This window comes from Streptomyces sp. NPDC034086, assembly GCF_055575515.1.
The window spans coordinates 472,468-495,386 of sequence record NZ_JBVISM010000003.1 but is presented as its reverse complement, the minus strand read 5'-3'; the positions used below and the strand labels follow the sequence as shown (position 1 = coordinate 495,386).

Genomic DNA, 22,919 nt, shown 5'->3' with positions numbered 1-22,919 from the left:
GTGGGAGGTCACAGCCCGGCCTTCCGGTAGCGGGCCATCAGGGCTGCGTAGGAGCCCACGATGAGGCCGAACACGACGAGCAGGTACACGATGCCGGTGGCGGCGGAGGGCCCCTCGCCGCCCGGGAAGGCAGAGGTGGCGCCGAGGAACGCGGTCTGTACTCCGTCGATCAGGGAGACCGGGGAGAACAGGCCCATCCACTCGATGGCACCGTTGTTCCCCGTGGAGTAGGCGACGGCCTGGATGGTGGAGACGGCCCCGTAGGGAATGAGCAGCAGGGCGATGACGGCGGCCACGCCGAAGCCGCGGCGCGGGGTGAGTGCGGCCATGACCAGGCCGAGGCCTGCGAAGAGCAGCGACAGCAGCAGTACCGACACCAGTCCCTGCCCGAATCCCTTGGTCTGGTGACCGAAGTCGAACTTCGCCAGCAGCGAGCCGATCCACATGATCAGCAGCGGGGTGGCGGTGAGGATGAAGAGGGCCGACGCCATGGCGGCGTACTTGGCCAGCACGTAGTCGACCCGCTCGATGGGCCGCGAGAAGTACAGCGGCACCGTCTTGAAGCGCAGGTCCCGCGAGACCGACTGGGGCGCCTGCGAAGCGAGATAGAGGCCGATGACCACCTGGGTGGTCAGGGCGTACGTCGTGTACTTGATCGGCAGATCGCTGGAGCCGGGGACGGCGATGGCCACCGCGACGATGATCAGCGCGGGTACGCACATCACCGCGAAGAGGATCATCGGCAGCACCTTGGACTTCGCGGAGCGGCCGAGGCCGTAGGCACCGCGCAGGGACTGCGAGAACAGCGAGGTGCGGGCGTATCCGCGGCCGAGCCGGGGCCCGTCGTAGGACCGGTAGCCGATGTTGTGGATCTGGGTCGAGGTCTCAGGCGCCATCGGAGCCGGCTCCCTTCGGGTGGGCGGGGGCCGAGGTCCGGTCGCTGTCGCGGAAGACCTCGGCGATGTGGTGCCGGCGCTGCTCCATGCGGACCAGGCCGAGGCCGAGGTCGGCGACGGTGTCGCGGACGGTGTCGTACGTGTCCTCGCCCAAGGCCTCGACGAGGAGGATGTGGCCGGCTCCGGGCAGGCCCTGCTCCTCGCCCGCGTGGAGGCTGACGCCCGCGGCGGTGAGTGCCTTGCGCAGGGCAGCCGTGCCGTCCGGGTGGGCGTCGGAGTCGGTGACCTCGACCGCGAGGGTGGTCGTGGTCTGGGTGAAGTCGCTGGTGGAGCTGGAGCGCAGCAGCTTCCCGCCGTCGACGACGACCACGTGGTCGCAGGTCCGCTCCAGCTCGCCGAGGAGGTGGGAGGTGACCAGGACCGAGATGCCGAAGTCGGTGTGGACGCGGCGGATCAGGCCGAGCATCTCGTCGCGGCCGACCGGGTCGAGGCCGTTGGTCGGCTCGTCGAGGAGGACCAGCTGCGGGTCGTGGACCAGCGCCTGCGCGAGCTTGACCCGCTGCTTCATGCCGGTGGAGTAGCCGCCGATGGGACGGTAGCGCTCCTCGTACAGTCCGACGTGGCGCAGCGTGTCGGCGGTCCGCTCACGGGCGGCGGTCGGCGGGAGCCCGGACATGCGCGCCATGTGGACGACGAACTCGGTGGCCGAGACGTCGGGTGGCAGGCAGTCGTGCTCGGGCATGTAGCCGACCCGCTCCCGGATGGCGCTGCCGTGCGTGGCGACGTCCAGTCCGAGCACGGCGGCGCGGCCCTCGGTGGCGGGGGACAGTCCCAGCAGGATCTTGATCAGCGTGGACTTGCCGGCTCCGTTGGCGCCCACGAGTCCGGTCACGCCGGGCCCGATGTCCAGGGAGAGCCGGTCGAGGGCGGTCACTCGGGGGTACCGCTTGCTCAGGCTTTCGGTCGCGATGACAGTCACGGCTTCGACGTTAGTGCTGCGGGGACCGCGGATCGTCAGACCTGGAGCGGGAACGCGTATCAGCCTTGAGGACTACGAACCCTGACGGAAGGCTGATGCGCCGGAGTTTTCCACAGGTCGGTGCATGGGCCTTGACGCGGTCTCCAGGCATTGTCACATTCATCAGTGTCAAGTTTCGGGAGCGTCGGGCCACAGGGACGGACGGGCGGCATGACTGGGGACACCAAGCAGCGCACCGCGCACGACTCCGGGCAGCTCTCCGCCGGACTGCGCGGCTTCAGAGAGGTCCAGCGGCTCGCGTACGAGTGCGCGGAGACGGTGGCGGCGCAACTGCGCCCCGGGGTGACCGAGCGCGAGGCGGCGCGGATGCAGCGCGACTGGCTGCGCGAGCGCGGGGTGCGGGACTGGTTCCACCTGCCCTTCGCCTGGTTCGGGGACCGGACCGCCTTCGCGAACTTCAGGATCCCGCTCCAGTTCTTCCCGACCTCGCGGCGGCTGGAGCCGGGGATGCCGTTCATCCTCGACATGGCCCCGGTGTACCGGGGTTACGCGGCCGACATCGGTTACTCCGGCAGTCTCGGCCTGAATCCGGTGCAGGACCGGCTGATGTCCGACCTGCGCCCGCACCGGGAGCTGATCCTGGAGCAGGTGCGCGAGCGCCGGCCGTTGCGGGAGATCTACGAGAACGTGGAGCGGCTGATGACCCGGCAGGGGTACGCCAACCGGCACCGCGCCTACCCCTTCGGCGTCATCGCGCACAAGATCGACCGGGTCAGGGAGCGGCGCTGGTCCCCGACCGTGTTCGGCTTCGGCGGCCAGTCCCTCAAGGGGCTGGCCTCCGACGCCCTGCACGGGCACCGGGAGGGCTGGTCACCGCTCTGGAGCCCCTACCGCTTCTCCGACCATCCGCCGCGGCCCGGGCTGTGGGCGGTGGAGCCGCACCTGGGCTTCCGGGGGACCGGCGCGAAGTTCGAGGAGATCCTGGTCGTCACCGACTCCAGGGATCCCGCGGAGAGCGCGTTCTGGCTGGACGACGACCTGCCGCACGTGCGGCGCTGGGCTGAGGAGAAGGCGGCATGAGCGGGATGAGCGGGACGGCACTGGAGGGCGCGCGCGAGCGCCGCGTGAGCACCGGCGGGATCGAGCTGTGCGTCGTGGAGCTCGGTGACCCGGACCGGCCGACCGTGCTGCTCGTGCACGGCTACCCGGACAGCAAGGAGGTCTGGTCGGAGGTCGCGGAGCGGCTCGCTCCCCGCTTCCACGTGGTGCTGTACGACGTACGCGGCCACGGGCGCTCCTCGGCTCCGGTGCCGCTGCGCGGGGGTTTCACTCTGGAGAAGCTGACCGACGACTTCCTCGCCGTGGTGGACGCGGTCAGTCCGGACCGTCCGGTGCACTTGGTCGGACACGACTGGGGTTCCGTCCAGGGCTGGGAGTTCGCCACGGTCGCCCGTACCGAGGGCCGGATCGCCTCCTTCACCTCCATGTCGGGGCCCTCCCTCGACCACTTCGGGCACTGGATCAAGCAGCGGATGGCGCGCCCCACCCCGCGGCGGGCCGCCCAGCTCCTGGGTCAGGGCGCCAAGTCCTGGTACGTCGGCATGCTGCACACGCCGGTGCTGCCGGAGCTCGCCTGGCGCGGGCCGCTCGCCAAGCGCTGGCCGAAGGTCCTGGAGCGGTTCGAGGGCATCCCGGCCGGCCCCTACCCGACGGCTTCGCTGCCCTCCGACGCCGCGCACGGTGCCTGGCTCTACCGGGACAACGTGCGGGCCCGGATGAGCCGTCCCCGCACCGACGCGTACGCGCACGTACCGGTGCAGCTGATCGTCGCGACCGGGGACGCCTTCCTCTCCGAGCGGCTCTACGACGACGTGGAGCACTGGGCGCCGGACCTGGTGCGGCGGACCGTGCCCGCGAAGCACTGGCTCCCCAGGACCCGGCCGGACCAGGTTGCGGCGTGGATCACCGACTTCGTCACCGCCCGCGAGGAGCCCGCCGCACGGGCGCCGGAGCTGCGTGCGCCGGGCAGGTACGCGGACCGGTTCGGGGGGCAGCTGGTGCTGGTCACCGGAGCGGCCAGCGGGATCGGGCGGACCACCGCGTTCGCGTTCGCCGAGGCCGGGGCCCGGATCGTGGCCGTGGACCGGGACGGGGAGGGCGCGGCGCGCACGGCCGAGATGGCTCGGCTCGTCGGCGCCGCCGAGGCATGGGGGGAGTGCGTCGACGTCAGTGACGAGCAGGCGATGGAGAAGCTCGCGGTGAAGGTCGCCGCCGAGTACGGGGTCGTCGACGTGCTGGTCAACAACGCGGGGATCGGCCTGTCGGGCTCCTTCCTGGAGACCGGCTCCGAGGACTGGAAGAAGGTCCTCGACGTCAATCTGTGGGGGGTCATCCACGGCTGCCGGATCTTCGGGAGGCAGATGGCCGAGCGCGGACAGGGCGGTCACATCGTCAACACCGCCTCCGCCGCCGCCTACCTGCCCTCCTCGTCGCTGCCCGCGTACAGCACCTCCAAGGCCGCGGTCCTCATGCTGAGCGAGTGCCTGCGCGCGGAGCTGGCGTCCAAGTCGATCGGGGTCTCGGCGATCTGCCCGGGCATCGTCAACACGAACATCACCGCCACCGCCCGGTTCGCCGGGGTGGACGCGGCGGAGGAGAAGCGCCGCCAGGAGCGCTCCTCTCGGTTGTACGGGCTGCGCAACTTCCCCCCGGAGAAGGTCGCGGACGCGATCCTGCTGGCCGTGGTGAAGAACCGGGCCGTGGTACCGGTGACCCCGGAGTCCAAGGCCGCCCTGTGGATGTCCCGCTTCGCCCCGAACACCCTGCGCCGGCTCGCGAGGCTGGAGCCCCGGCTGTGAGGCCGGCACGCCGCGGGCGGGTCCGCGCGGCCGGAGGGGCGGCCGCGGGGGCGTCGGCCGGCGGGCGTGTCCGCGCCGCCGGAGCGGTGGCCGCGAGGCCGGTCGCCGGCGGGCCGGGCACGGGCATACCCGGCTCCCGCGCGCGGTCGTACCATCCCACGCAGGAGGGCTCGCTGCTCGAGGCGGTCGAGCCCCCGGCGGCGTCTCCTGCCGCGCGGACCGCGGCGGGCGCGGTCGGCCGAGCCGCCATGTCGTAGGGAGCCGGGATTGTCCGATCAGGCGGTAGCCGAGTACCGGATCGAGGATCTGGCGCACCACAGCGGGGCGACGGTGCGCACGATCCGCGCGTACCAGGACCGCGGCCTGCTGCCGAAGCCGGAGCGCCGGGGGCGGTCCAACGTCTACCGGGACACGCATCTGGCGCGGCTGCGCCAGATCGCGGACCTGCTGGACCGCGGCTACACCCTGGCCTCCATCAAGGAGCTGCTGGAGGCCTGGGACGCCGGGCGGGGGCTGGGCGGCGTACTGGGCCTGGTCGCGGAGGTGCACGGGCCCTGGACCGACGAGGAGGCCGACCGGATCAGCCGGGCAGACCTCAACGCGCGGTTCGGCGGCCTGCCCGACGACGACGCGGTGGACGAAGCCTGCGAGCTGGGGGTCCTGGAGCGGATTCCGGGGCGTCCGGACGAGTTCCTCGTGCCCTCGCCGCAGGAGCTGGCGGTGGCGGCCGAGCTGTACGCGGCCGGGGTGCCCCTCGGGGCCATCACCGGGCACCTGCGGGAACTGCGCGGGCAGGTCGAGCACATCGCCTCGCGCTTCCTGGAGTTCACCACCGAGCACGTGTTCGCCCGCTATCTCGGGCAGGTGCCGCCGACGGACGCGGACGCGGCGGAGGCGGCGACGATGGTGCGCCGACTGCGGCCCCTGGCCCAGCAGACGGTCGACGCCGAGCTGGCACGGGCGATGCGGCTGTTCGCGACCCGGCACCTCCAGCGCCATCTGGGGGCACCCGGTGCGGCGCGGCCGGCCGGCCCCGCCCCGGTGGCCCTGCCCGCCGGGACCGTGCGGGCGGTGCAGGAACTGGTGGGTGCGGACCATGTGTCGGAGTTCGTCCGGGCCGCGACGGAACGGGAACTGCAGGCCCGGACGATGAACGATCTGGCGAGCCGAGGCGGCCGGTAATGCTCGATCGGTAGTCCACAGGAGGCCCGGGGGGCGAATCGCTCAGACAGCACCGAAACCCGCTGAAACGGCTGTGGACAACCCCCTTCCCCCTGTGGGCAACGTGGGCTATCGCCTAGACGATGGCCTCGAAGGCCCCGCTCGCACGCGGCATATCGGCCACCACGACCTCCGTCTCGGGCTGCCCGGAGCGCGGCGCTCCGGTGCCGTCGTCGTGGCGCTCGCGCCCGTAGAGGAGTACGGCCAGGGCGAGTCCGAGAGCACCGCCGAGCAGCTGCGCCACGACGAACCCGGGAAGGGACTGCGGGGCGATGCCGGTGAAGGAGTCGCTGAAGGCGCGCCCGATGGTGCCGGCCGGGTTGGCGAAGGACCCCGACGAGGTGAACCAGATCGCGGCGGCGATGTACCCGGCGACCGCGGCGGGGATCAGCTTCGGCCGGCTGATGCGCCCGAGGCCCTGGATGACCAGGACCAGTCCGGCGGTGGCGACGATCTCGCCGATCAGCAGGTGGCCCCCGTCGCGGACCTGGGTGGAGAAGGTGCCCGGGGTGCGGCCGAACATCGTCTCCGCCAGTACGGCACCTGCGATGGCACCGGCGGTCTGGGCGGCGGCGTAGGCGAAGGCCTCCCGCGCGTCGAGGCCGTCGCCCCCGGTGCGCCGCGTCCACCAGGCGGTGAGGGTGACGACCGGGTTGAGATGGGCACCGGAGAGGGGCCCGAACAGGGTGATGATCAGGCCGAGGCCGATCGCGGAGGCGAGCGAGTTGGCGACGAGGGCGACACCGGTGTCGCGGCTGAGGTTCGCGGCCTGGATGCCGGAGCCGATCACCACCACGAGCAGGCCTGCGGTGCCGATGAGTTCGGCAGCCACACGCCGAAGCAGTGAGGCCTTATCGGTCATAGTTTCTCCCTCTGGATACGTCGTGATGCGGAAAATGTATTCCGTATCTTGGAAATGCGATAGAGGGACGTGGGCCCCGCCCGGCCTGGAAAATCGCTGCTGCGAACCGCCTCGAGCCGCCAAGCTGGGCACATGGATGACCGACGCACCGTGAAGGTGTCCAGATACGTCTCGAAACACCTGCGCCACCAGCCGGAACGGATCGGACTGGCGCTCGACCCCCACGGCTGGGTGGAGATCGACGACCTCCTGCGGGCCGCCGCGGACCACGGATTCCCCTTCACCCGGGCCGAGCTCGACCATGTCGTCGCCGCCAACGACAAGCAGCGGTTCGCCGTCGACGGCACCCGCATCCGGGCCAGCCAGGGACACACCGTCGCGGTGGACCTGGACCTGCCGGAGGCCGAACCGCCCGCGCACCTCTACCACGGCACCGTCGCCGCCGCCCTGGACGCGATCCGCGCCGAGGGCCTGCGCCCGATGGGCCGCCACCACGTACACCTCTCGCCCGACCGCGAGACGGCGACCCGGGTCGGCGCGCGCCGGGGCCGGCCGGTGGTCCTCACCGTGGACGCCGGAGCGATGCGGGCGGCCGGGCACGTCTTCCGGATCAGCGCCAACGGGGTGTGGCTGGCGGAGGCCGTCCCGCCGCAATTCATCCGCTTCCGCTGACGGACCGGGCCGTCGGGGGAGCCGCCGGGCCGGTGCGGAATTCGCGGAGTGATTGTCGGATCGTCCACCTACTCTGTTCCTCGTTCCGGCATCAGTGAGGGGGGTACCTCGCGATCGCCGACCACCACGCGAGCAAGCGAGCTGATGCCTGATGACCTCCGTGTCCCCGTCCCCGTCCCCGTCCGAATTCCCCGCCGGTCCACCGGCCGAGGGCGCCGTCAACAACTTCCAGGTCGACCTGCGCGGCCTCGTCGACCTGCTCTCCCACCACCTCTATTCCAGCCCCCGCGTCTACGTGCGCGAACTCCTCCAGAACGCCGTCGACGCCGTGACCGCCCGCCATGCGCTCGAACCGGGCGCGGAGGTCCGCATCCGCCTGACCGCCACCGCCGGCCGCGTCACCATCGAGGACTCCGGCATCGGACTGACCGCCGCCGAGGCCCACTCCCTCCTCGCCACCATCGGCCGCAGCTCCAAGCGCGGCGGTGACGGTGCCTCCGCCGCCGAACTGCACGGCCTGGAGACCACCCGCCAGCAGTTCCTGGGCCAGTTCGGCATCGGCCTGCTCGCCTGCTTCGTCGTCGCCCGCCAGATCCGCGTCGTCACCCGGTCCGCCCGCGACCCCCGGGCGGCGCCCGTCGAGTGGCTGGCCACGGACGACGGCTCCTACACCGTGCGCGAACTGCCCCACGACGCCCGCCCCGAGCCCGGCACCACCGTCCACCTGGAAGCCCGCCCGGGTGCCGAGGAGTGGACCGAACCCGCCCGGGTCGAACGCCTCGCCCGCGACTACGGCTCCCTGCTCCCCCACCCGATCACCTTCGACGACGGCACCGGCGGCGCCCCCCGGCCCGTCACCGACCGGCCCGCCGTATGGGACCGCGCCCACCCCACCCCGGCCGCCCGGCGCGTCGCACTCGCCGGGCACTGCGCGCAGCTCTTCGGCTTCACCCCGCTCGACAGCATCGACCTCGACCTGCCGGTGGCGGGCGTGCGCGGGGTCGCGTACGTACTGCCCGAACCGACCAGCCCCGCCCACCGGGCCGGCCACCGCGTCCACCTCAAGGGCATGCTGCTCACCGACCAGGCCGACAACCTGCTGCCCGACTGGGCCTTCTTCGTCCGCGCGGTCCTCGACACCGACACCCTGCGGCCCACTGCCTCCCGCGAGAACCTCTACGACGACGAGACCCTCGCCGCCGTACGCGAAGCCCTCGGCGCCCGCATCCGCTCCTGGCTGGCCGAACTCGCCGCGACCGAACCGGAGCGGCTGGCGGCCTTCCTGAGCGTCCACCACCTCGGCGTGAAGTCCCTCGCCCGGCACGACGCCGAACTGCTCGGGCTGATGCTGCCCTGGCTGCCGTTCGAGACCAGCGACGGATCGATGAACCTGGAGGAGTTCACGGCGGCCCACTCCGAGATCCACTTCACGCGGACCGTCGAGGAGTTCCGCCAGATCGCCCCGATCGCCGCGGCGCACGGCCTCGGCGTCGTCAACGCCGGCTACACCTACGACGCCGACCTGCTCGCGCTGCTGCCCTCCGTACGCCCCGATCTGAAGGTCACCGAGCTGGACGCGGGAGCCGTCACCGACCGCCTCGACCCGGTCCCCACCGCCGCCGAACTGTCCCTCGCCTCCTTCCTCTCCACCGCCCGCACCCGTCTGGAAGCCCAGAGCTGCGACGTGGTGCTGCGCGCCTTCCAGCCCGTGGCCGTACCCGCGCTCTACCTCGACGACCGTCAGGCACGTCAGGAGCGGGACCGGACCACCGCCCTCGAGTCCGCCGACTCCCTGTGGAGCGGAATCCTCGGCTCGCTGCGCGGCTCCGGCCCGCGCGCCCGTCTCGTCCTGAACCACAACAACCCCCTGGTCCGGCGCATCGCGGGGCTCGCCGATCCCACGCTCGCCGGCACCGCCGTCGAATCGCTCTACGGCCAGGCCCTGCTGATGTCCCAGCGGCCGCTGCGCCCGGCCGACTCGGCCCTGCTCAACCGGGCCTTCATCGGGCTCCTGGAATGGGCGACCCACTCCGCCGAGACCCCGGCCGGCACGTCCCAGGAGGACGAGAAGTGAGCACCTTGACCCCCGAGGAGATCCGGCGCGCCCTGCGCGAGAACCGCGGGCTGCCCCACGGCGCCGCGCGCAACGCCCAGGCCGAGGCGCTGACAGCCGCCGCCGAGGTGTGCGGTGACAGCGAGGTGTTCCGGATCGCGCTGATCAACCAGATCGACTCCTACGAGTACAGCGCCGAACGGAGCCGGATGGTGGTCCCCTTCGCCCGCCTGCTCCAGGAGTACGACCGCGATCCGTCGGCCTTCACCCCGAACGACGCCCACTCCCTCTTCTGGCGCTTCAAGTGGGTCTCGGGCCAGATCATCAGCTCTCCCGACGTACCGGTCTCCTCCGTCACCGGCTACCTCGACGACATGGAGAAGCGCTACCGGATCGCCGGCTACAGCGAGCGGGCGGTACGCCAGTCCGAGTACTTCCTCGCGGACGCCATCGGCGACGACGAGCGCGCGGAGCGGGCCATGGCCCGGTGGCGGGCGGCCGACCGGGACGGGATGAGCGACTGCCACGCCTGCGAGACGAACTCCCAGGGCGTCTTCTGGGCGACCAAGGGCGAAGACGCCAGGGCGATCGAGGTATGGGGGCCCGTACTGAGCGGCGAACAGACCTGCATGGAGGAACCGCACCGGGTCCTCGCCCGGTCGCTGCTCCCCCTGCTGCGCCTCGGCCGCACCGATGAGGCCCGCTCGCACCACCTGCGCGGCTACCGGATGGCGCGGGGCAAGGAAAGCCTGCTGCGCGCGATCGGCCAGCACATCGAGTTCTGCGCCCTCACCGGCAACGAGGCACGCGGCGTGGAGATCCTCGCCGAGCACGGCGCGCACCTGCGGCCGCTCGTGGACGTCAGGACGCAGATGGACTTCTACGCCGGAGTCGTCGTCCTGCTGCGGCGCCTCGTCGACCTCGGCCACGGAGCCGACCCGACGGTGCCGTACGAGGGCTCCGCGCGCACCGTCGGTGAGCTGCACGGCGTCCTCCGCGGGGAGGCCCTCGGCATCGCGGGGCGGTTCGACGTGCGCAACGGCACCACCCGGGTCTCCGACCGGCTCCTGGAACGGCTCTCGCGGGCGCCGCTGGCCGACGCCCTGCCCCTGGGCGTACGCAGTGCCGCGCTACCGCAGCCGACGGCCCCGATCCCGGCACCGGCCGCCGCGGCGGTGCCGGTGAGCGCCACCGAGTTCGCCGGGCTCGTTGAGCGTGCCCGCGAGGCCCGCGACGCGGGCCACCCGGACGCGGACCGGCTGTGGGCGGAGGTGGCCGTACGGGTCTCCGCGCTGCCGGAACCGGAGGTGCACCCGTTGCTGCGCGCCGAGGTGGCCGACCACCGGGCCCTGACGGCCGCACGGGCCGGAGCACCCGAGGCGGCGGAACTGCTGGCGGCCGTCCGCGACGGCTACCGCGCGCTCGGGCAGGCCGAGCGCGCCGCCCTGGCCGAGCTGCGGCTGGCGAGCGCGGCCGCGCAGGCCGGGGCCGCGCCGGAGGAGGTCCGCGCGCTGCTGGCGGCGGGACTGCGGGCCGCCGAGGCGCTGGACGCGGCGGAACCGCTGCGGACCCGCCGGATCGCGGTCGCGGAACTGTCCGCGCTGCGGCTGGAGCCGTACCTGCGCTCGGCGGAGGCCGCCCGGGAACACGCGGCGGATCACGGGGACGGCCACCACGGGCACGACCACGGGAACGGGGACGGGGACGGTCATGACCACGGCCACGAGCTGCTGACGGCCGAACTCTCCGCCTTCGTCTCCTCTTACGGGCAAGCCCTCCCCGACCTGGCGGCCGAAGCCGAGGAGATGCTGGGCCGTCTGTCCCTCTCGCAGGGTGACACCGACCGGGCCCTGGAACTGCTGGCCTCCGCCGCGGAACGTGCCGTGGGGGCCGGGCGGCCGTGGCAGGCGGTGGATCCCCTCGTACTGCGGGCCGGGGTACTGCTCTCGCTGGGACGGACCGAGGAGGCCGAGGCGGCGGCGCGGTCCGGCCTGGAGCACTCCGCCGAGGAGACCGACCCCGAGCAGCATGGTCTCGTACGCCTCACCCTCGCGGACGTCCTGCTGCGCGGGCAGGACACGGTGACGGAGGCGGCCGAGCACGCCCTGGCGGCGGCGCACTGGTTCGACCAGGCCGGTCTGGCTGCCGACGGCGGGGCGCAGGCGCGGCGGATGCTGGCCCAGGCCTACGCCCGGGACGGCCGGACCGCCGACGCGGCGGAGGTGCTCCAGTCGGCGCTGCCCGACCTGCTGGAGCACGGCGAGGGACAGGCCGTCTCCGCCCGGGACTTCCTGGGGAATCTGCTGCGCGACCTGCGCGAGTCCCGGGCGGCCGCGGAGCAGTTCCTGCTGGCCGCCGAACTGGTGAAGGACTGGGAGGACCCGCGGCCGCAGGCACGGTTCGCGCAGGCGGCCGCCGACTGCCTTTCCGACGCGGGCCTGGACGAGGAGGCCGTCGCCGCGTACCGGCGGGCCCTGGAACTGCGCCGGCTGACCGGGGATGCGGTGGTCTCCGAGGTCCGGATCCTGCGTTCGCTGGCCTGGCTGGGGATGCGCGAGGAGGTCACCGAGGAGACGGTGGCAGCCGCCCGGGTCCTGATGGACGAGGCCGCCGAGGTCCTGGAGAAGGCCCTGGCGGCCGATGGCTCGCGGGATCCGGAACTGCTCTCCGAACTCGCTCAGACCTGGCACCAGCTGGCGCAGGTGCTGGACCGGCTGGTGAGTGCCCGACAGCCGGAGGGGGCGGGGGAGTCCCCGGCCGGGGACTCGCTGAGCCCGGCGGCTGTCGAGGCCCTGCGGCTGGAGGAGATCCGGTTGTGGGAGCGCGCGGCCGAGCTGTACGCGAAGCTCGGGCTGGAGCACCTCCAGGACCGCTTCCAGTGCCTGAACAACGCCGCCTGGACCCATCACGAGCTGGGCCGTCCCGCCGTGGGCGCCGCCCTCATCACGGCCCTGTTGGAGGAGGTCGAGACCCTTCCCGAGGGCATGGCTCCGGAATGGGTGGCCCCCCAGGCCCGGCGGGTCATCGCGCAGCTGACGGCCTGAGCCCCTGCCCGGCCCGGCCGGGCCCCGTCGCGTGACGGGGCCCGGCCGGGCCATGGGGTGCCTCAGCCGTCCAGCTGGGCGAGCGCCTCGGTGGCGATCCGCTCGAAGACGGCCTCGTCTGCGGCGAAGACGGAGTCCGGGATCGGCGCGTGGATGACCAGCTCGGTGAAACCCAGCTCGCGGTGCCGGCCGGCGAAGTCGACGAACGCGTCCACCGACTCCAGCAGGGTGCCGCGCTCCGGCGTGAAGCCGGTCAGCAGCACCTTCTCGATGGAGTCCGAGTCCCGTCCGATCTCCGCCAGGGCCTTCTCAAGACGCCCGTGCTGGACGCGCAGGGCTTCCAGCGACTGCTCGGGCGTGCCCTCGAAGACCTTCGGGTCGCCGGCGGTCACCCAGGCCTGGCCGTGGCTCGCGGCGAGCTTCACACCGCGCGGGCCGGTGGCCGCTACGGCGAACGGCAGGCGCGGGCGCTGGACGCATCCGGGAATGTTGCGTGCCTCGTGGGCGGAGTAGAAGGTGCCGTGATGCGTGACCGCCTGCTCGGTCAGCAGCCGGTCGAGGAGCGGTACGAACTCCGCGAAGCGGTCCGCCCGCTCGCGCGGGCTCCACTCCTCCTGTCCCAGCGCGGTGGCGTCGAAGCCGTTGCCGCCCGCGCCGATGCCGAGGGTGATGCGCCCGCCCGAGATGTCGTCCAGCGACATCAGGTCCTTGGCCAGGGTGACGGGGTGGCGGAAGTTCGGCGACGTGACCAGGGTGCCCAGACGGATCCGCTCGGTGACGGAGGCGGCAGCGGTCAGCGTGGGCACCGCGCCGTACCAGGGGCCGTCGCGGAAGGTCCGCCAGCTGAGGTGGTCATAGGTGTAGGCAGTGTGGAACCCGAGGCGCTCGGCCCGCTCCCACTGGGCACGGCCTCCCTCGTGCCACGGACGTACCGGCAGGATCACAGTGCTCAGGCGCAGAGTCATGCCTGCGAGCGTACGGTGGTCCGTGGCGCGTACACCAACCACCTGGGCGCCTGTTTCACGTGAAACATCTGCTGGAACGGCAACGGCCCGAGACCGTTTCACGTGAAACATCTGTCGGCGCAGGCACGGAGCCGCCTTCGGCATCGGGCAGGGAACCCGTCGAAGCCGGGAATGACCTCTCTTCTGGATCATGGTCCGGCGGCAGGGGCCCATGGGCGAAGATGGAGCGGTGACCTCGGCTTCCCAGCGCCCGGACGGGCCAATCCCCGTACCCCGGCTCATCGCCACCGATCTCGACGGCACCCTGCTCCGCGACGACAAGTCCGTCTCGCTCCGCACGGTCGCCGCGCTCGCCGCTGCCGAGGAGGCCGGGATCGAGGTCTTCTTCGTCACCGGCCGCCCGGCCCGCTGGATGGACGTGGTCGCCGACCACGTCCACGGCCACGGCCTGGCGATCTGCGCGAACGGCGCCGCCGTCGTGGACCTCCACGCCGGACGGGAGTTCGTCCAGGTCAGGGCGCTGCCCAGGGCCACCGCCCGTACGGTCGTGACCACCCTGCGGGAGGCCGCTCCCGGCACTTCCTTCGCGGTCGAGATGACCACCGGCATCAACTACGAGCCGGCCTACCCGCCGTTCTTCCAGGACCCGGGGGCCACCGTCGCCACCGCTGAGAAGCTGCTCCAGGAGGAGTCCGAAGACCGTGCGGCGCCGGTGCTGAAGCTGCTCGCGCACCACGCCGATCTGGCGCCGGACGAGTTCCTCTCCCTGGCCCGGTCCGCCGCCGGCGCCTACGCCTCGATCACCCGCTCCAGCCCCACCGCACTGCTGGAGATCAGCGGGCTCGGCGTCTCCAAGGCCAGCACGCTGGAGCTGTGCTGCGCGGAGCGCGGCATCTCTCCCGCCGAGGTCGTCGCCTTCGGGGACATGCCGAACGACGTGGAGATGCTCCGCTGGGCCGGGACCTCGTACGCGATGGGCAACGCCCACCCGGATGTGATCGCGGCCGCGTCCGGCCGTACAGTCGCCAACAACGAGGACGGGGTCGCCGTCGTCATCGAACGGATCCTGGCCGCACACGCGGCACGCGGTTAGGCCGTCTCTTTCGGATCTTGCCGGTCAAGCCCGCGGTGTCCGGTGCCGTGCATCGCAAGGCGGAGCGGCTCCCGATTACTGGACGTCCTCGGGTGCCTCGACAACGCGGCGAGGTGCGGTGCCGGGCAGCGCGGGTCAGGCAAGATCCGGAAGAGACGGCCTAAGCCGCCTGGCCGGGTCGCGTGGGGCGGCTCGGCCGACCTGGCCGGTCTCCACCAACACGACCGCCCCGCTCACAGCGGGGTCTCCCACACCAGGGTGGTCCCGCCCCCGTCCTCCCCGATGCCCGGCCCGTACCAGCTGGCCCCGCCGAGCGACTCCGCCCGGCGGCGCAGGTTCCGCAGCCCGCTGCGCCGACCGCCCTCCGGCATGCCCACGCCGTCGTCGGCGACCTCCAGCCGTACCCCGGGCCGGCCCCCGGGCAGGCTGACGGTGGAATCGACCAGCACCTCGATCCGGGAGGCGTCCGCGTGCCGGAACGCGTTCGACAGGGCCTCGCGCAGGGCGGCGATCAGGTTCTTTCCGACCAGTTCGCCGACGGCCGTGTCGACCGGGCCGACGAAGCGGTGCGCGGGCTTGAAGCCCAGCGGCACGGCCGCCATGTTGATCTCCCGCAGCACGCGGGTGCGCAGCCCCGACGGCGCCTCCGCCGGGCCCTGCTGGAGCGCGAAGATCGCGGTGCGGATCTCCTGGATCGTCACGTCCAGTTCGTCCACGGCCTTGCCCACCCCGTCACGGACCTCCGGGACGACGGAGCGTCGCTGCGCGCCCTCCAGCATCATTCCGGTGGCGAACAGCCGCTGGATGACGAGATCGTGCAGGTCCCGGGCGATCCGGTCGCGGTCCTCGAACACCGCGAGCCGCTCCCGGTCGCGCTGTGCCTCGGCCATCATCAGCGCCAGGGCCGCCTGGGAGGCGAACTGCGTGGCCAGGGTCCGCTCCGCCTCGGTGAAGGGCCTCTCGCCCCGGGAGCGCGGGGTGACCAGCGCACCCAGCACCCGTCCGCCACTGTGCAGCGGCAGCATCATGCAGGGCCCGTACGGGCTGGTCAGCGTACTGATCGTGCGGGGGTCGACGGCGGCGTCCTCCACGAAGACCGGCTCGCCCCGCAGCAACTCCTCCACCACCGGGCTCTCCGCGGGAACGACCACACCGAGCGAGGTGGCCGGGTTGTCCGCCGAGACCGCGACGATCTCCATGCCGCCCTCCTCGGCAGGCAGCATCACGATCCCGGCGGCGGAGTCGGCCAGACGGCGGGCCTGTTCGGCCACCACCGCAAGGGCGTCGTCCGCGTCCCCGCCGGACAGCAGGGCGGTGGTGACGGCCACCGAGCCGTCGATCCAGCGTTCGCGCTGGGTGGCGGCCTCGTACAGCCGGGCGTTGCCGATGGCGATGCCCGCCTCGGTGGCCAGCACCCGGACCATGTGGATGTCGTAGTCGTTGAACTCCACTCCGCCGTTCTTCTCGGCGAGGTAGAGGTTCCCGAAGATCTCCCCCTGCACCCGGATCGGGACGCCGAGGAAGGTCTTCATGGGCGGGTGGTGCGCGGGGAACCCCGCCGACCGGGGGTCCTTCGTCAGATCGGCGAGCAGCACGGTGTCGGGATGGGAGATGAGCGCGCCGAGCAGACCGCCCTTGCCGTCCGGGCGGTGCCCGATCCGATCTGCCAGCTCACCGCTGACACCGAAGGTGACGAAGTCCGAGAGCCCCTGGCCGTCCGTGTCGACGACCCCGATCGCCGCGTAACGGGCGTCCGCGAGTTCGGCGGCCGTCTCGCAGATGCGGTCGAGGGTGGAGTGCAGTTCGAGGCCGGTACCGACCGAGCGCATGGCTTCCAGCAGCTGCGGGACGCGCGCGGTCAGCTCGGTGGACAGCCCGTGCAGGCTGCGCGTGGCCCGGGCGGCGGCCTCCAGGGGATCCGGTGCGCCCCCACCGGATTCCGGTGATTCCTGCGACTCCTGCACTGACATGCTCTTGAGCCTAGTTAGTCCCGTTTAGGAGGGAAAGTCAGCCCCCGGTACGGGCGAGGGACCGATCCGCCTCCCGTTCCCGCTCCAGGAGGCGCCGCAGCGGCCCCTCGACCGCCGCCAGCTCGGCGTAGCCGCCCCGCTGCACGACTTCCCCCCGGTCCAGGACGAGTACCTCGTCCACCGCCGTCAGTCCGGCGAGCCGGTGGGTGATCAGCACGGTGGTCCGGCCCTCGGTGGCCGCCAGCAGATCCGCCGTCAGGGCGTCCGCCGTCGCCAGGTCCAGGTGCTCGGCCGGCTCGTCCAGGACGAGGACGGGGAAGTCCGCGAGCAGCGCCCGCGCCAGGGCCAGCCGCTGGCGCTGCCCGCCCGAGATCCGCTCCCCGTGTTCCCCGACCAGGGTGTCCAGCCCGTCGGGAAGGCCGTCGGCCCACTCCAGCAGCCGCGCCGCGGCGAGCGCCTCGCGCAGCTGCTCCTCGCTCGCGTCCGTACGGGCCAGGCGCAGGTTCTCGCGCACCGAGCTGTCGAAGAGGTGCGCGTCCTGCGCGCACAGGCCGACCATCCGGCGTACGTCGTCGCCGTCGAGCGCGCGCACGTCCGTCGCGCCCACGGTGTACACACCTTCGCGCGGGTCCAGGAACCGCAGCAGGACCTGCGCCAGCGTGGTCTTGCCCGAACCCGACGGTCCGACGACGGCGATGCGCCGGCCGGCCTCCAGGGTCAGGTCCAGCCCGTGCAGCGCGTCCCGCTCCTGCCCGGCGTGCCGGGCGGAGAGCCCGGTCAGCCTCAGCGGGAACGGTGAGGCCGGCAGCGCACCGGGCTCGGCCGGCTCCGCGACGGGCAGCGGAGCGTCGATGACCTCGTACACCCGCTCGGCACTGCGCCGTACCCGCTGGCGGTACTGGACGGCCAGCGGCAGCCCGGTGACGGCCTCGAAGGCGGCGAGCGGGGTCAGCACCACCACCGCCATGGCCACCCCGGACAGCCTGCCGTCCGCGACCGCCTCCGCACCGGCGAGCGCGGCGCACACCACGGTGAGCCCGCACACCAGGGCGGACAGCCCGCTGCCGAGCCCGGTGGCCGCGGCCCCGCGCGAGGCGATCCGCGTCAGCACGCCGTCGCTCTCCCGCGCCCGCTCCATCCGGCCGGACAACGCCCCCGCCACGGTCAGTTCGGCGGTGCCGGTCAGCAGGTCCGTGACCCGGGTGGCGAGTTCGCCGCGAGCGGGCGCCAGCCGCCGCTCGGCACGCCGCGCGCAGGCCCCGCTGACCAGCGGCACCCCGACCCCGGCCGCGAGCAGTCCCGCCGCGAGCACGGCCCCCGCCTCCGGCAGCATCCAGGCGGTGAACGCCACCGACCCGGTGCCCACGAGCACCGCGGTGCCGACGGGGAGGAGCCAGCGCAGCCAGTAGTCCTGGAGCGCGTCGGCATCGGCCACCAGCCGCGACAGCAGGTCCCCGCGCCGCTGCTCGCGCAGTCCGGCGGGGGCGATCCGCTCCAGCCGCCGGTACACCGAGACCCTCAGGTCGGCGAGCATCCGCAGGACGGCGTCGTGCGACACGAGCCGCTCGGCGTAGCGGAAGACGGCCCGCCCGATGCCGAAGGCCCGCGTCGCCGTGACGGCCACCATCAGGTACAGCACCGGCGGCTGCTCGGAGGCCCTGGAGATCAGCCACCCGGAGACGGCCATCAGCCCGACGCTGCTCCCCACGGCCAGCGCCCCGAGGAGCAGTCCCAGCCGGAACCGGCCCTGCCAGGCCGCGGCCACGGCCCGCACCCGCCGCAGCGGGTCGCCGCCGGAGCCGGTACCGCCGGCATTCCCGCCGGTCCGGCCGCCCTCGGTCCCTTCGGCTGCGGCTCCGAGGATCCACTTCCCGGGACCGGAGTTCACCGCCGCCCCGCGCGAAGCCGGGCCGTCCGCGTCGTCCCGGGCCGCGCCGCCGCCGGCGCCCGCGTCCGAGGCCGAGTCCGAGTCCGCGTCCGCGTCCAAGTGCGAGGCCGAGTCCGCGGCAGCACCCCCGGCCGTCTCCACCTCGGTGCCGGAAGGCGCGGCCGGCCTGCCCGGGGCGCCCTCGCCCACCGCCACCACCCGGTCCGCCACCGCCAGCAGCGCCGGCCGGTGCACCACGAGCAGCACGGTCCGCCCGGCCGCGAGTCGGCGTACGGCCTCCACGACGGCGGCTTCGGTCTCGCCGTCCAAGGCCGCGGTCGGTTCGTCGAGCAGCAGCACCGGCCGGTCCGCGAGGAACGCCCGGGCCAGGGCGAGGCGCTGGCGCTGCCCGGCGGACAGCCCGGTCCCGCCCTCTCCGAGCAGGGTCCGCGCCCCGGCTGGCAGGACTGAGACGAACTCCCACGCCCCGGCATCGCGCAGCGCCGTCTCCACCGCTTCGTCGGTGGCCCCGGGCCGGGCCAGGCGTACGTTCTCGGCGATGCTGCCCGCGAACAGGTGCGGCCGCTGCGGCACCCACGCAATCCGTTCCCGCCACTGGCCGAGGGAGAGTTCCGCCAGGTCCGCGTCCCCGACGCGCACCCGCCCGGCCGTCGGCGTGACGAAGCCCAGCAGGACGTTCAGCAGTGTGGACTTGCCCGCTCCGCTCGGCCCGGTGAGGGCCACGCACTCGCCGGGTCCGACGACGAGCGAGACGGGTCCGGGCGAACTGGCGCCGCGTCCCTCGTACCGGACCTCGACCCCGTCGAGCGAGATCCGCAGTCCGGTGACCGGCACGTCGGCGCCGCCGCCCGGTGCCGGGGCGGGGGTCTCCAGGACCTGGAAGATCTCTTCCGCGGCGGCCAGCCCCTCGGCGGCCGCGTGGTACTGCGCCCCGACCTGCCGCAGCGGCAGATAGGCCTCCGGCGCCAGGATCAGGATGACCAGTCCGGTGTACAGGTCCAGTTCCCCGTGGACGAGCCGCATGCCGATGGTCACCGCGACCAGTGCCACCGACAGCGTGGCGAGCAGTTCCAGTGCGAAGGAGGAGAGGAAGGCGATGCGCAGGGTACGCATCGTGGCCTGGCGGTAGTCGTCGGTGATCTTGCGGATCGACTCCGCCTGCGCCTTGGCCCGTCCGAACACCTTCAATGTCGGGAGGCCGGCCACCACATCGAGGAAGTGTCCCGACAGCCGGGACAGCAGGCGCCACTGGCGGTCCATCCGGCTCTGGGTGGCCATACCGATGAGGATCATGAACAGCGGGATCAGCGGCAGGGTGACCACGATGATGGCCGCCGATACCCAGTCCTCGGTGACGATCCGGGCGAGGACCGCCACCGGGACGACCACGGCGAGCCCCAGCTGCGGCAGGTAGCGGGAGAAGTAGTCGTCGAGGGCGTCCACGCCGCGGGTGGCCAGGGACACCAGGGATCCCGTGCGCTGCCCGCTGAGCCAGCCGGGCCCCAGTCCGGTGGCCCGGTCCAGCAGTCGGCCCCGCAGCTCGGACTTCACGGCCGCGCTCGCCCGGTGCGCTGCCAGCTCCGTCAGCCAGGCGACGAGCCCGCGCCCGAGCGCCACCGCCGCGAGCAGCAGCAGTGGCGTCCGGAGCGCGGCACCGTCGAGTCCCTGTTCGAAGGCTCCGACCACGATCTCGGCGATGAGCATCGCCTGACCGACGACCAGCCCCGCCCCGGCCAGGCCGAGAGCCACCACCGCTCCCAGGAAGAGCCGGGTGGAACGGGCGTACCGGAGCAGGCGCGGGTCGATCGGTTTCACGTGAAACATCCCCTCGGCAGGGTCGGGCAGGAGTGACGCGCGGCGCTCAGTGCGCGTCGACGATGTGCTGCGTGCCGATCCGCTTGCGGAACACCCAGTACGTCCAGCCCTGGTAGAGCAGGACCAGGGGCGTGGCCACGGCGGCGCACCAGGTCATGATCTTCAGGGTGTACGGGGTGGACGAGGCGTTGGTGACCGTGAGGTTCCAGGCATCGTTCAGCGAGGACGGCATGACGTTCGGGAACAGTGTCAGGAAGAGCATCGCGACGGCTGCCGCGATCGTGATCCCGGACAGGGCGAACGCCCAGCCCTCCCGGCCCGCCAGGTTGAACCCGAGGGCCGCGACCAGCGCGAGTACGGCGACGGCCATCGCGACCAGGCTCCATACGTCGCCGCGCGAGGCCTGTGTCCAGATGAGGAAGACCAGGGCCAGCACCGCCGTCACCCCGCCCAGCCGGGTCGCCAACGCCCGGGCGCGACCGCGGATGTCCCCGACGGTCTTCAGGGCGGCGAAGACGGCGCCGTGGAAGGTGAACAGGGAGAGGGTGACCAGGCCGCCGAGGACCGAGTAGACGTTGAGCAGGTCGAGGACGTTCCCGACGTACTCCATGTCCCCGTCGATCTTCACGCCCCGCGCGATGTTGGCGAAGGCCACGCCCCACAGGAAGGCGGGGATCAGCGAGGTCCAGAAGATCGCGTTCTCCCAGTTGGCCTGCCACCGCTCCTCGGACCGCTTGTGGCGGTACTCGAAGGCGACACCCCGGACGATGAGACAGCCCAGGATGAGCAGCAGCGGCAGGTAGAAGCCGGAGAAGAGGGTCGCGTACCACTCCGGGAAGGCGGCGAAGGTGGCACCGCCCGCAGTGAGCAGCCAGACCTCGTTCCCGTCCCAGACGGGGCCGATCGTGTTGATGAGGACCCGCTTCTCCGTGCGGTCCCGGGCGAGGAGCTTGGTCAGGACACCGATGCCGAAGTCGAAGCCTTCCAGGAAGAAGTAGCCGGTCCACAGGACGGCGATCAGTACGAACCAGACGTCGTGAAGTTCCATGGTGTGGTCTCCTCAGCCTCAGTACGAGAAGGCCATCGGCCGGTCGGGGTTCTTGTCGTCCCCGCCGATCCGGGTGGGCGGGTTGAGGTCGGCCTCGGTCAGCTCGGGCGGTCCGGCCTTGACGTACTTCACGAGGAGCCGGACCTCGATCACGGCGAGCACCGCGTAGAGCAGCGTGAAGCCGATCATCGACGTGAGCACCTCGCCCTGTGAGACGTTCGGCGAGACCGCGTCCCTGGTGCGCAGCACTCCGTAGACCACCCAGGGCTGGCGGCCCATCTCGGTGAAGATCCAGCCCCAGGAGTTGGCGATCAGCGGGAAGAGCATGGTCCAGAGCGCGGCGATCCAGTACAGCCGGGAGAACCGGGGACCGAGCGGCTTCTTGAAGAGGACCAGACGGGGGACCTCGTCCTCACCGGTGCGCAGCGCCGGCGGCAGCAGGAACCGCTTGCGGGTCAGCCACAGACCGAGCATGCCGATCCCGAGCGAGGCCATGCCGAAGCCGATCATCCAGCGGAAGCCCCAGTACGCAACGGGAATGTTGGGGCGGTAGTCGCCGGGGCCGAACTTCTCCTGCTCGGCCTTGTTGACGTCGTTGATGCCCGGGACGAAGGAGCTGAAGTCGCCGTTGGCGAGGAAGGACAGCACGCCGGGGATTTCGACGGCCACCTTGTTGTGGCCCTTCTCCACGTCTCCGTAGGCGAACACCGAGAAGGGAGCCGGCGCTTCGCCGTCCCAGAGGGCCTCGGCGGCGGCCATCTTCATCGGCTGCTGCTTGAACATCACCTTGGCCAGCAGGTCACCGCTGATCGCGGTGCCCATACCAGCGATGATCATGACGACCAGGCCGAGCCGCAGCGAGCTGCGCATCACCGGGACGTGCTTCTTGCGCGCGAGGTGGAAGGCGGCGATGCCGACCATGAACGCGCCGCCGACGAGGAACGCGGCCGTGATGGTGTGGAAGAACTGGGTGAGCGCCGTGTCCTGGGTGAGGACCGCCCAGAAGTCGGTGAGCTCGGCCCGGCCCCGCTCCCCGTTGAGGCGGTACCCGACCGGGTGCTGCATCCAGGAGTTGGCCGCCAGGATGAAGTAGGCGGACAGGACGGTGCCGAGGGAGACCATCCAGATGCAGGCCAGGTGGATCTTCTTCGGCAGCTTGTCCCAGCCGAAGATCCACAGGCCGATGAAGGTCGATTCGAAGAAGAAGGCGATCAAGGCCTCGAACGCCAGCGGGGCGCCGAAGACGTCCCCCACGAACCGCGAGTAGTCGGACCAGTTCATGCCGAACTGGAACTCCTGGACGATGCCGGTGACGACACCCATCGCGATATTGATCAAGAAAAGCTTGCCCCAGAACTTGGTGGCCCTGAGGTACTTCTCCTTCTCCGTCCGGACCCACGCGGTCTGCAAGCCGGCGGTCAGCGCGGCGAGCGAGATCGTGAGCGGCACGAAGAGGAAGTGGTAGACGGTGGTGATGCCGAACTGCCAGCGAGCCAATGTCTCAGGCGCCAAAGCTAGGTCCACGTCGTCTTCTCCTTGTCGTCGCCGTGGTCAC

General features: G+C 72.2%; 15 protein-coding genes. 7 read left to right on the top strand and 8 right to left on the bottom strand.

Annotated elements, in window-relative coordinates:
- Positions 1 to 8: 8 nt before the first annotated feature.
- Together ACZ514_RS12205 and ACZ514_RS12200 are read right to left on the bottom strand one after the other, a co-directional pair.
- Positions 9 to 896, bottom strand: a complete 888-nt coding sequence (locus ACZ514_RS12205) for an ABC transporter permease (RefSeq protein WP_468700573.1) — start codon at positions 894 to 896, stop codon at positions 9 to 11.
- Entirely contained in the window at positions 886 to 1,875 is a 990-nt protein-coding gene (locus tag ACZ514_RS12200) for an ABC transporter ATP-binding protein (protein WP_468164138.1), read from the bottom strand. The genes ACZ514_RS12205 and ACZ514_RS12200 overlap by 11 nt, the downstream gene beginning before the upstream one ends.
- Positions 1,876 to 2,085: 210 nt before the next feature.
- On the opposite strand from ACZ514_RS12200, the gene ACZ514_RS12195 reads away from it, so the two are divergent.
- From ACZ514_RS12195 to ACZ514_RS12185, 3 genes are all read left to right on the top strand, one after another.
- Positions 2,086 to 2,955, top strand: coding sequence for a M24 family metallopeptidase (locus ACZ514_RS12195; protein ID WP_468700571.1), 870 nt, complete (start codon positions 2,086 to 2,088; stop codon positions 2,953 to 2,955).
- Between the two features lie 5 nt (positions 2,956 to 2,960).
- Complete coding sequence (locus tag ACZ514_RS12190) at positions 2,961 to 4,733, top strand: SDR family oxidoreductase (protein ID WP_469124697.1); 1,773 nt, start codon at positions 2,961 to 2,963, stop codon at positions 4,731 to 4,733.
- 267 nt (positions 4,734 to 5,000) lie between these two features.
- On the top strand, positions 5,001 to 5,915 hold the full coding sequence (locus ACZ514_RS12185; RefSeq protein ID WP_468164134.1) for a MerR family transcriptional regulator: 915 nt from the start codon (positions 5,001 to 5,003) through the stop codon (positions 5,913 to 5,915).
- Between the two features lie 115 nt (positions 5,916 to 6,030).
- On the opposite strand, the gene ACZ514_RS12180 is transcribed toward ACZ514_RS12185, so the two are convergent.
- The gene (locus ACZ514_RS12180) at positions 6,031 to 6,786 is read right to left on the bottom strand and encodes an aquaporin (protein WP_469124644.1); all 756 of its coding nucleotides are present in this window, start codon (positions 6,784 to 6,786) and stop codon (positions 6,031 to 6,033) included.
- A 162-nt stretch (positions 6,787 to 6,948) separates the two neighbouring features.
- Between ACZ514_RS12180 and ACZ514_RS12175 the strand changes: the two genes are divergently transcribed.
- From ACZ514_RS12175 to ACZ514_RS12165, 3 genes are all read left to right on the top strand, one after another.
- Positions 6,949 to 7,488: an RNA 2'-phosphotransferase gene (locus ACZ514_RS12175; RefSeq protein ID WP_468164130.1), complete on the top strand. Its 540-nt coding sequence runs from the start codon at positions 6,949 to 6,951 to the stop codon at positions 7,486 to 7,488.
- A 151-nt stretch (positions 7,489 to 7,639) separates the two neighbouring features.
- Positions 7,640 to 9,562, top strand: coding sequence for an HSP90 family protein (locus tag ACZ514_RS12170; protein ID WP_469124643.1), 1,923 nt, complete (start codon positions 7,640 to 7,642; stop codon positions 9,560 to 9,562).
- Positions 9,559 to 12,585 carry a tetratricopeptide repeat protein gene (locus ACZ514_RS12165; protein WP_469124642.1) on the top strand — a complete coding sequence of 1,009 codons (3,027 nt, stop codon included), beginning with the start codon at positions 9,559 to 9,561 and terminating at the stop codon, positions 12,583 to 12,585. The genes ACZ514_RS12170 and ACZ514_RS12165 overlap by 4 nt, the downstream gene beginning before the upstream one ends.
- Positions 12,586 to 12,647: 62 nt before the next feature.
- Here ACZ514_RS12165 and ACZ514_RS12160 read toward each other — a convergent pair whose 3' ends face one another.
- A complete protein-coding gene (locus tag ACZ514_RS12160; RefSeq protein WP_468164124.1) occupies positions 12,648 to 13,550 on the bottom strand; it encodes an LLM class flavin-dependent oxidoreductase in 903 nt (300 codons plus the stop codon).
- A gap of 211 nt (positions 13,551 to 13,761) precedes the next feature.
- Between ACZ514_RS12160 and ACZ514_RS12155 the strand changes: the two genes are divergently transcribed.
- Positions 13,762 to 14,643 (top strand): Cof-type HAD-IIB family hydrolase, encoded by an 882-nt coding sequence (locus ACZ514_RS12155; protein WP_468164122.1) that lies wholly within the window; start codon positions 13,762 to 13,764, stop codon positions 14,641 to 14,643.
- Between the two features lie 233 nt (positions 14,644 to 14,876).
- On the opposite strand, the gene ACZ514_RS12150 is transcribed toward ACZ514_RS12155, so the two are convergent.
- Genes ACZ514_RS12150 through ACZ514_RS12135 form a run of 4 tightly spaced genes read right to left on the bottom strand, consistent with a single transcriptional unit; the run spans position 14,877 to position 22,888 of the window.
- The gene (locus ACZ514_RS12150; protein WP_468164120.1) at positions 14,877 to 16,613 is read right to left on the bottom strand and encodes a GAF domain-containing sensor histidine kinase; all 1,737 of its coding nucleotides are present in this window, start codon (positions 16,611 to 16,613) and stop codon (positions 14,877 to 14,879) included.
- Between the two features lie 37 nt (positions 16,614 to 16,650).
- Complete coding sequence (gene cydD, locus ACZ514_RS12145; RefSeq protein ID WP_469124641.1) at positions 16,651 to 20,316, bottom strand: thiol reductant ABC exporter subunit CydD; 3,666 nt, start codon at positions 20,314 to 20,316, stop codon at positions 16,651 to 16,653.
- 46 nt (positions 20,317 to 20,362) lie between these two features.
- Entirely contained in the window at positions 20,363 to 21,364 is a 1,002-nt protein-coding gene (cydB, locus tag ACZ514_RS12140) for a cytochrome d ubiquinol oxidase subunit II (RefSeq protein WP_468164116.1), read from the bottom strand.
- Between the two features lie 18 nt (positions 21,365 to 21,382).
- Positions 21,383 to 22,888, bottom strand: a complete 1,506-nt coding sequence (locus tag ACZ514_RS12135) for a cytochrome ubiquinol oxidase subunit I (protein ID WP_468164114.1) — start codon at positions 22,886 to 22,888, stop codon at positions 21,383 to 21,385.
- Positions 22,889 to 22,919 lie beyond the last annotated feature (31 nt).

Coding starts and splice junctions, on each gene's coding strand:
- ACZ514_RS12175 (WP_468164130.1), top strand. CDS start 6,949: ATGGATGACCGACGCACCGTGAAGGTGTCCAGATACGTCTCGAAACAC.
- ACZ514_RS12150 (WP_468164120.1), bottom strand. CDS start 16,613: ATGTCAGTGCAGGAGTCGCAGGAATCACCGGAATCCGGTGGGGGCGCA.
- ACZ514_RS12205 (WP_468700573.1), bottom strand. CDS start 896: ATGGCGCCTGAGACCTCGACCCAGATCCACAACATCGGCTACCGGTCC.
- ACZ514_RS12155 (WP_468164122.1), top strand. CDS start 13,762: ATGGGCGAAGATGGAGCGGTGACCTCGGCTTCCCAGCGCCCGGACGGG.
- cydB (WP_468164116.1), bottom strand. CDS start 21,364: ATGGAACTTCACGACGTCTGGTTCGTACTGATCGCCGTCCTGTGGACC.
- ACZ514_RS12160 (WP_468164124.1), bottom strand. CDS start 13,550: ATGACTCTGCGCCTGAGCACTGTGATCCTGCCGGTACGTCCGTGGCAC.
- ACZ514_RS12195 (WP_468700571.1), top strand. CDS start 2,086: ATGACTGGGGACACCAAGCAGCGCACCGCGCACGACTCCGGGCAGCTC.
- ACZ514_RS12170 (WP_469124643.1), top strand. CDS start 7,640: ATGACCTCCGTGTCCCCGTCCCCGTCCCCGTCCGAATTCCCCGCCGGT.
- ACZ514_RS12190 (WP_469124697.1), top strand. CDS start 2,961: ATGAGCGGGACGGCACTGGAGGGCGCGCGCGAGCGCCGCGTGAGCACC.